Source organism: Paenibacillus baimaensis, from assembly GCF_025567575.1.
Genome location: NZ_JAOQIO010000044.1, coordinates 21,081 through 29,459, shown reverse-complemented (window position 1 = coordinate 29,459; position 8,379 = coordinate 21,081). Strand labels below are relative to the sequence as shown.

Genomic DNA, 8,379 nt, shown 5'->3' with positions numbered 1-8,379 from the left:
TCCGGCGCAATTGGCGAAGCTCGTTGCTTTGGCCGCCGCGGAACGGATCGTTCGTTTCCATACGCAGAATGATTTTGGCGATTGGATTGCAGTACTCCATACGTTCACATATGCTCACGCCGTGCATGAAAGGCTGCTGCAATCAGATGAGCCGCTGTTGCAGCGGGCGATTTTTCACGGAGCTGTCAGCGTATATCTGGACCGTTTCTTAAACGTACCGACAGCCGCGCGTCCGAAGCCATCCGGCTCCGCCGCGCCGACCAACCACCAGGAGCTGCTCNCGCCAGCAGGTCGGACCGGCCGCGCAATGGGTGATGGATTACATTCATGGTGGTGGTGAGCCAGGAGCGCTGCTTAACACACTTGGCCATGCGCTGTTACGGGAGGATGCAGAATTCCATTCTTTCCAAATGTATGAGGCCACAATGGCCGAATACGACCGCTGGCAAACCGCGGCAGGTTCTTTTGCGGAGAAAGCCAAAGAAACGATGCTACTCGCCTGCACCCGGTATTTAGCGGCTCACGCACCAACCGCTCGTGAGCTCCCGCATACGGCTAAAATTGCCTGGAGACTGCATAAAGGCGAACGGTTGTTTGAAGGGGAATAGCATGTGGATTTTTTTAAGTACAGGTTATTGTTGGCAATTCGATGGATATTTCTGTGTTTGCTGTAGAGGGTCAAAGTATCTCTATTGTTAGAGTGATGCAGCTTTCCAATTATGCAACCATAGAAAATTAGAAGTAACCTTTTGACTTTAGATGATACATCTGTCAAATAGGTTGGAAAGTCTAATCACTCCCAAGGCAAACAAAAGGGTTTCAGAAGAAGATGTGGAAGTATTAATGAATAAATACATGTTTTTACAACGGAGGCTATATGGAAGTAGCGGTACTTATTGATCAACGTATTGAAATCAACAAAGAATGGTTTGAGCAGTTATCAACAGGCGCTTCAAGAGAAAGTGTAGTTCGGAATCTAGAAGAAAAGTATCGAATTCATTCAAACAAAAAAGTAATTGAATGTCCTTGTTGCAGTCAACCGGTAACTCTAGTTTTGAGGGGGGAGACTCCACACTTTCGTCATCGGGACCCATGTCCAAGCGCGGAAAATTATGAGCGTTACATTACACGTATTAAGAAAAGTGAAGACAATATTACCCATCGAGCAGGCCGTGCTATTCTTCGAACCTATCTAGAAGGTCAATTGAAGCCTCAATCCATCATCGTTCAGGATGGGTACATGTGCCGATCTAGTCTTAAAATTGTTCCTGACTTTATCCTTACCTTTCCAGATGGCTCGATATGGGCAATCGACTATATCACCGGTTCTCGTGAGGATGAAGCTTATAATAATTACATTCAAAAGAGAACGGAGACATATCGGGCTGCAGGTTTTAAGCCCTTTTTTTTCATCGACTTCTCATGGCTTGCAACTGTTCCAGAACGTAAGGTCGTCTCATTCTATAAAGCGGAACAGCAAATGAAGATCCAAACCGAGACTGATGTGCAGTGGACTGCCTTTATGTCGGAATTCATTGATGTCTTCGGAAAAGCTTTTGTATTACGGGAGTACTTCGGTATTCAGCAGCATGTCTTCGAACGTGATGCTTTTCAATCGCCTGATGTATACAGCCTTGCATATGTTGATCCAGGAGCGGGTAATGCTTATATTCAGCGCTTTATACCTGTACATCATAATAAGTTTGGCTATCATGTTCACCGATCTCTTATATCGCTTGAACGGGCTACTTCACTCGATCACTTGAACCACGGATTTACATGGTGGGATAACGAGGAAACTGAGATCATGCAACAACGTTTGCAGATACTCTCATCTCATTACGAAAGGGAAGTTGCCATTGCAGCCGAAAAAGAAGAATTAAAATGGCAGCAACAGGAGTTGAATATAGAAGTTGTACAACAGAATCATCTTGTCAACGACAAATTTTCCAAGCATACTACTGTGGCCAAAAATCCCGAGATACTAGCGAGCGATATAGAATTAATGAATTACCTTTTCAGTGATAACATTAGAAACCTCTTTCATATCGATATGTCCCTCTCTGAAGCTTTACACATCCTTACGACCCTGAGGGCAAACAAAAACCTTTTATCGCGAATACAAATGGAGCGGATTCGGAGCCTAGCTCGCGAAGTAATGGGACCAATCAAATATCCGAATTCCATCGATTCAGATTTAAGAAGAGTATTAATAGACATAGCTATGCTATGAATAAGCATGTCAGTCTGTTACTTTATTATCTTAGCTATGTAGAAATTTGCACTAATTTGGAAATATATAGAGGATTATGGACTTTTTCATCGAATTCACATTTTGGTGGACTAATCTAACTACCCCAATATCAGGCAGGAGGAACATTTTTTGAAAGTAAATAATGTATTAAAAGCTTTTTTAACTGTACCAGTTCTTTATTCTGTATTCTTCTCAGGTTTTCTTGTTCATGCCGAGGAGAAGCCTATTGACATTTACATCAATAATCAACGAATTGCATTGGAAGAGTCGCCAATTTTACAGTCTGGGACTACAATGGTTCCTTTTAGAACTATTTTCACGGAATTGGGATTGGCTATAGTATGGGACCAATCAACACAGACTGTTACTGGTAGAAAAGATGATTTAATTATTGAGCTTCAATTAGATAACCCTTATGCAAAGGTCAACGGCCATAAACAGTATCTCACAGAAGCGCCACATATCGTAAACGGTTCAACGTTTGTACCTCTCAGATTTATTGGTCAAGCTACAGGTAATTTGGTTACTTGGGATGGAACTGAAAGATCGGTTCGTATCAAAGAGCCTAAAACAGGTTATAGGCAGGTAGAAAAATTTGGTGGACAAGCAATTGGAAAAGAACTGCTTGAATTTGCAATGGTCACTAATGCATTAAATACTAAAGTTATTGAAAAAGATGGATATCTTTATGTATTTTATAACAAAGGAATTTATAATTCAAAATATTATGTATCCATCGCAAAAGAGGGGAAATGGGTAACTAGAGATCATCTAGTCACCGAAGTTGTTTCCCCGATAGGAGATAAGTATAGATCTTTGACTGTAATCTCAGGAAATTCTATTTACACAACAGATACTAAAGGACTTAAACAAATAAAAGTTGGGCCAGACGGAAAAATAGTCCAAGAAGATTATATTGTACAGCGCGTCCCAACAATGTATAATTCATACTCTTATATGGACGAATCCCTCATTCCTATCTATAGTAACGGTACTAATGGGGTCTTATTTGGCGAATACTTCAAAGAAAAACTTTATTTTGAAGGATCATTTGATCAACCGATTATTGTGAATGATCCCGATCATAAAATTAAACACATTATTGAAAATGATACAAGCAAAGCTTTGTATTATAATCAACAAAATCATCGACTTATCAATTTTAATAATTTTAATCAGTTGGATGTAGTTAACGGAGTGCTCCTTAGTAATAACAGATATGATCCGAGTACTGATCGCAATCCATTACCTACCGACTATGCTGCTATGGGTTTTGGTTATGATGATAATAAGATATACTACGTTTATTCAATCCTAAATCCAACCACGAATAAATACGATCATAAATATACAGTCATTGACGAGGAATTCAATGTCTTAATGGATGGAATCAACACGACGCTTAAAAGTAAAAAAATTTCTGAGATTGGTACCACAGTTACGATAAGTAATAATGAAATACATGGATGGGAAATTATCCGGGACGAATCTAATTGGTATGAAGGCATTGTGAAATTAAACATTTTTAATCTACCACAATAGTTACTTATTAGAGGAACAGCAAGAATTCAACATACGTGTTTTTTAGAAAACGGCCGCAGTTATCTATTTGGAACTGCGCGCCGATACATATTTGGTAAAGCACTTTCAGCTATAATAATAACATTCTGTTTTTGATGTAATGTTCAGCGAGGTATATAGATCAGCCTTTTTAAGGTCTCTAGCTTGGGCAGTAGAACAAAAAGGATTTAGTATTCGTGATGCTTATAAATTAGCTTTAAGAAATAGTCCTGTTGATTTAGGTCTTTGGAATGTAAAGGTAGGTAATAAGCCTGATGATTGGCCATACGTATTGAATCAGGAAAGTGATATTGACACTGTTCCAAGCAGTATCTGGGGGAAAGTCTATGAAATATGGTCAAAGCAACAAGCTAGTAAAAGCAATTTAGTGCAAGCCAGCGGAATAGTTCATTCATCTGATAATTTAGTATATCATCTTCAAATTACCGGAGTTTTGCAAAGATGTATTGGTAAAGAAGGACCTGACATCGAGGAGCTATATGATCATTTAGAAAGCGACGAGTTTGAATTCGGAGCATCCAAACTGTTTTTCAATGGAAGGTTAAAAAACGAAGATCAAATAGAAGGTATTCGCTCAGGGGATTGGCTTATTATACCTATGACTAAAAATATTTGGCCTGCAACTATTCCTCGCTGGCAGTTTTGGAGAATGAATAGTATATACCTTCCACATGGAGCCCTCATCGAGGAACCATTAGATTATAAGTGTACTGAAGATTCAATTCAAATATTAAAACAAGGTGTATTAGTAGGAGAGTGGAAAGACTGGATGCATGGATTCTCTGAAATGGCAGATGCCAATTTACCACCTAATGCTGGTCACACTTTGTATTTAAATCGAGAATTTATTCAAACACTATGCGATGAGATGGGAATGACATTAAGTTGGCTTTGTAAGCTTTCGTGTTTTTCAAGAGATTATAGTTATGGAAAATACAAAAGTTCCGTCTACTACGATAAGTTTGGGGGATCAAGTATTATCTTACTATGACATGCCTATGGGTTTTTCATTATTAGGATGTACGATCTATGAAACTGTCAGAAGTATTTCAAAACTAAATTGTAATTCTCACCAATAAAAAACCGCCAATTTGGCGGTTTTTTATTGGTCAAAATCAACAGTTAAGAAATAAAGAGTCCTATTATTAAAACAGATCGAGTAGGTCTATGTGTAGATAATATAGTTCAAAAGAACTGGAAAATGAGAAAAAAATGTAATATAATGAAATATAATGTATATGAAAGATTGGTGTTATATGTCACTATTTAAAAGATCAGACCTGATTGCGAAGGCAGATAAAGAATTATTAAAAAAGAGTTTTTTTACAGAAGCGAGTACGATTCTGAAAAGTGCTTCATATGAGTTTAGTTCAACAAAAAACTATGATATTTTTTTATCACACAGTTATTCTGATGCTAAGATTATATTGGGGCTCAAACTTGAACTTGAAGAAATGGGCCACTCCGTTTATGTGGATTGGATTGAAGATCTCCAATTAGATCGTTCCAAAGTTACCAAAGAAACTGCTGAACAATTAAGGACAAGAATGAAAAGATGCAAGTGTTTATTTTTCGCAACCTCAGATAATTCAACAGAATCAAAATGGATGCCTTGGGAATTAGGATATTTTGATGGGATAAAAGGAAAGGTTGGCGTAATCCCGATTACAAATACTACTTCTCAGACAGATGCTTTTGAAGGTCAGGAGTATTTGGGGATTTATAACTATATTACTAAAGGAACAGTACAAGGAAGCAATCAAATGGCTCTTTGGGTACATGATAGTTCAAACGTATATGTTCGCTTTGAATTATGGTTAAATGGTTCGGTTCCGTATAAAAGAACATAAATGGAGGAATTTGCACTATGAAAGTGTATATAATACATCCTTTACTAACAATTGGTGATTTCCCCGATGTGACATTATTCGCTGAAGAATGTTTTCATGAATTGGATAGATATGTTGATGTGAGTATGCTGACTAATGAAGACAAGCTAAGGACTATTGCACCCGGAAAATCAGACATGATTGTATTTTTTAATTATCTAGAGAATCAGGAAGAATCATATTTACTGAATCAGTTGTTCGATCAAATATCAGAGCTGAAGTCAAGACAAGAATTGAAAGAAGATATAATTCCTGTCGGATCCAGCGTTAATTCTAGGAAGCCTCCTGATGTATTCAAAGAAGTGCAGAGTTTCGATATAGTAGATCATTTAAGAAGAAGAAAATTAAGCTCGGAATATATACCAACTATCGCAGTATCGCTAGCAAGAACCATTATCTCGAAATTACAACCTACCTTGTATAAGGAAAAAATGAAGTTTTTCTTGAGCCATAGAAGAGCGGACGGGGAGAACATTGCGGCATCTTTTTGTCGTGAGTTGCGAGGAAGGGGGGAAACGCCTTTTCGAGATCTGCTTGATATATTGGTTGGGGAAGAAGCTCAACATATCATAGAAGAGAATGTCAGACAGAGTGACGCGGTAATCTTTCTTGATACTCCATTAGCAGGGGAATCCGAATGGATAAATAAAGAATTGCTTCTCGCAATGTCTTTAAATATTCCTATTGTTTGGGTACAAGTAGGCTCACAATCACCTGAGGATAGAAAAGATTTGAAAATTAAGCCAGGTAGTAAACCTCATTTTGAACTACCAAAATTATCTGAGGCGCAACCTGAATTTGAATTAGACTTATTAGACAAAATTATTGATCAGGCTTTTAGGATGTCTAGGGAATCTGCAAAGTTAGTGTACGATCAAATTCAACGATTGCGGCAATTTCAAAAACATGGAGTTGAAGTGAGAGAGCTTAATAAGCGTAATTTGTTTTATAGAGTAACGGTTAAGAGAAGTGGTTTTAAATACTTACAAAACCCTATGACCCATCTAATTCAGTTCTATGGAAGAGCCCCCAAGCTGCATGATATCACAAGTGTAAATCAAGCAATAAACGAAATGGGCTATACTAACAGTAATTTGGGCAAATACCACGATACGACATTAATCTTAACACCTAGGACTGCTAGTTACGTAGATGTAGATCCTGAGGAAATTACTATTGAACCATCAGATGAGTATTTATACGAGATGGAAAGAATAGTAAACCCCAGCAAAGTAGCAACACTGAGAAATAAAGGCATAGTTCTTGCTGGTGCATTCCCAGATTCTGAGTTAGAGTATCATCAGATTTTAACGGATGCAGTGTTTGCATTAGTTACAGGTATTCTAAATAAAGAAGGTACCATTATTTTTGGTGCTCATCCGACGTTCCAGCACCTGATTTTTCAAAAAGCAAAAGAATTATTCCCTGACAAATATAAAGAACATGTCCACATGTACGTTTCTGAATATTGGTTAAACCATCCACTGAAAGAAGAATACAAAAAGCATTGTACACTATTCCCGACAGAAATTAATAATAATAATCTTGACCTAAGCCTTACCGAATTAAGGCAACAAATGATACAAAATGAAAAAGCCATTGCTCTTATCGCCTTAGGAGGTAAAACTGATTCTAATGGCCACAAGCCTGGCATAGATGAAGAAATTGAATTAGCAAGAAAAAAAGGAATTCCTGTATTTATTTTAGGAGCTGTTGGTGGGAGGAGTGCACAACTTGCTGCAGCGCATTTAAAAAGTGGAACATATCGAAGTCTGAATACTTTATCAGAGGAAGATAATAAATTACTTATGATGGGAACGGACTTTTCAACTATCTTTGATAAAATTGTCTCTTCATTAATCATTTAATACTGTGTTATTTATGTAAGAGCTATTTTTTATTATAAGTAATTATAGTTATGAAATAGATTCAAATCCATTGAGGGTGGTGCTTTTATGTCTAAGAGAGTGTTTTTCAGTTTTCATTATCAAGATGTAATTGATTTTAGAGCAAATGTTGTTAGACAACATAAACTTACTAAAAATGATAATGCAGGTTACTTTGATGCTTCCATTTGGGAAGAGGCTAAAAAAACAGGTGAAATTGCCTTAAAGCGATTAATTAATGATGAATTAAAAAACACATCGGTAACAGCAGTACTAATCGGAACAGATACATATGACAGAAGATGGGTTCGTTATGAAATAGTGAAAAGTCTTAGTAAAGGAAATAGTATATTGGGGATTCATATTAATAACATACCCGGAAAAGATCAAAAAACGAAAAGCTCGGGTCTTAATCCATTCGATTACTTAGGAATACAATATAATAGTGATGGTACAAGAGTAGATTTTTATGAGTACAGAAACAATAAGTGGGTTTTGTATAAAGATTTAGATGGTTACACGATTTCTAAAGTGAATGATGAAAGAAAAGGGAAATTTTTTAAATTATCGTATTTCTATAATACTTATGACTGGATACTTGATAAAGGATATGATAATTTTTCAAATTGGATTAAATAGTTTCCAAATGAGTTAATTTCAGCAAAAAAATCGTAATTTAAGCCAATGGCTTATAAACGGTTTTTTTGTTATTTGTAAGTGTTCATCGATTAGCTGTAAACTAATGCAGCCCTCGTAACACACTATTTGC

Annotated in this window: 7 protein-coding genes; all 7 read left to right on the top strand. The window is 36.9% G+C overall.

Features of this window, described 5'->3' with window-relative positions; all coding sequences use genetic code 11:
* Positions 1–314 precede the first annotated feature (314 nt).
* The 7 genes from OB236_RS39815 to OB236_RS14440 all read left to right on the top strand — a co-directional run bounded on the left by OB236_RS39815 (position 315) and on the right by OB236_RS14440 (position 8,249).
* On the top strand, positions 315–608 hold the full coding sequence (locus tag OB236_RS39815; protein WP_317259349.1) for a hypothetical protein: 294 nt from the start codon (positions 315–317) through the stop codon (positions 606–608).
* 269 nt (positions 609–877) lie between these two features.
* Entirely contained in the window at positions 878–2,233 is a 1,356-nt protein-coding gene (locus OB236_RS14465) for a competence protein CoiA family protein (protein ID WP_262684641.1), read from the top strand.
* A gap of 150 nt (positions 2,234–2,383) precedes the next feature.
* Positions 2,384–3,796 (top strand): copper amine oxidase N-terminal domain-containing protein, encoded by a 1,413-nt coding sequence (locus OB236_RS14460; protein ID WP_262684640.1) that lies wholly within the window; start codon positions 2,384–2,386, stop codon positions 3,794–3,796.
* Positions 3,797–3,935: 139 nt separating this feature from the next.
* A complete protein-coding gene (locus OB236_RS14455; RefSeq protein ID WP_262684639.1) occupies positions 3,936–4,826 on the top strand; it encodes a hypothetical protein in 891 nt (296 codons plus the stop codon).
* Positions 4,827–5,091: 265 nt separating this feature from the next.
* Positions 5,092–5,685, top strand: a complete 594-nt coding sequence (locus OB236_RS14450) for a toll/interleukin-1 receptor domain-containing protein (protein WP_262684638.1) — start codon at positions 5,092–5,094, stop codon at positions 5,683–5,685.
* A gap of 17 nt (positions 5,686–5,702) precedes the next feature.
* Positions 5,703–7,592: a TIR domain-containing protein gene (locus tag OB236_RS14445; protein WP_262684637.1), complete on the top strand. Its 1,890-nt coding sequence runs from the start codon at positions 5,703–5,705 to the stop codon at positions 7,590–7,592.
* Positions 7,593–7,679: 87 nt separating this feature from the next.
* The gene (locus OB236_RS14440) at positions 7,680–8,249 is read left to right on the top strand and encodes a TIR domain-containing protein (protein WP_262684636.1); all 570 of its coding nucleotides are present in this window, start codon (positions 7,680–7,682) and stop codon (positions 8,247–8,249) included.
* Positions 8,250–8,379: the final 130 nt, after the last annotated feature.

What these genes read in the sequence shown, in the direction of transcription:
- OB236_RS39815 (WP_317259349.1), top strand. Translation starts at nt 315, where the DNA reads ATGGATTACATTCATGGTGGTGGTGAGCCAGGAGCGCTGCTTAACACA.
- OB236_RS14465 (WP_262684641.1), top strand. Translation starts at nt 878, where the DNA reads ATGGAAGTAGCGGTACTTATTGATCAACGTATTGAAATCAACAAAGAA.
- OB236_RS14455 (WP_262684639.1), top strand. Translation starts at nt 3,936, where the DNA reads ATGTTCAGCGAGGTATATAGATCAGCCTTTTTAAGGTCTCTAGCTTGG.
- OB236_RS14450 (WP_262684638.1), top strand. Translation starts at nt 5,092, where the DNA reads ATGTCACTATTTAAAAGATCAGACCTGATTGCGAAGGCAGATAAAGAA.
- OB236_RS14445 (WP_262684637.1), top strand. Translation starts at nt 5,703, where the DNA reads ATGAAAGTGTATATAATACATCCTTTACTAACAATTGGTGATTTCCCC.
- OB236_RS14440 (WP_262684636.1), top strand. Translation starts at nt 7,680, where the DNA reads ATGTCTAAGAGAGTGTTTTTCAGTTTTCATTATCAAGATGTAATTGAT.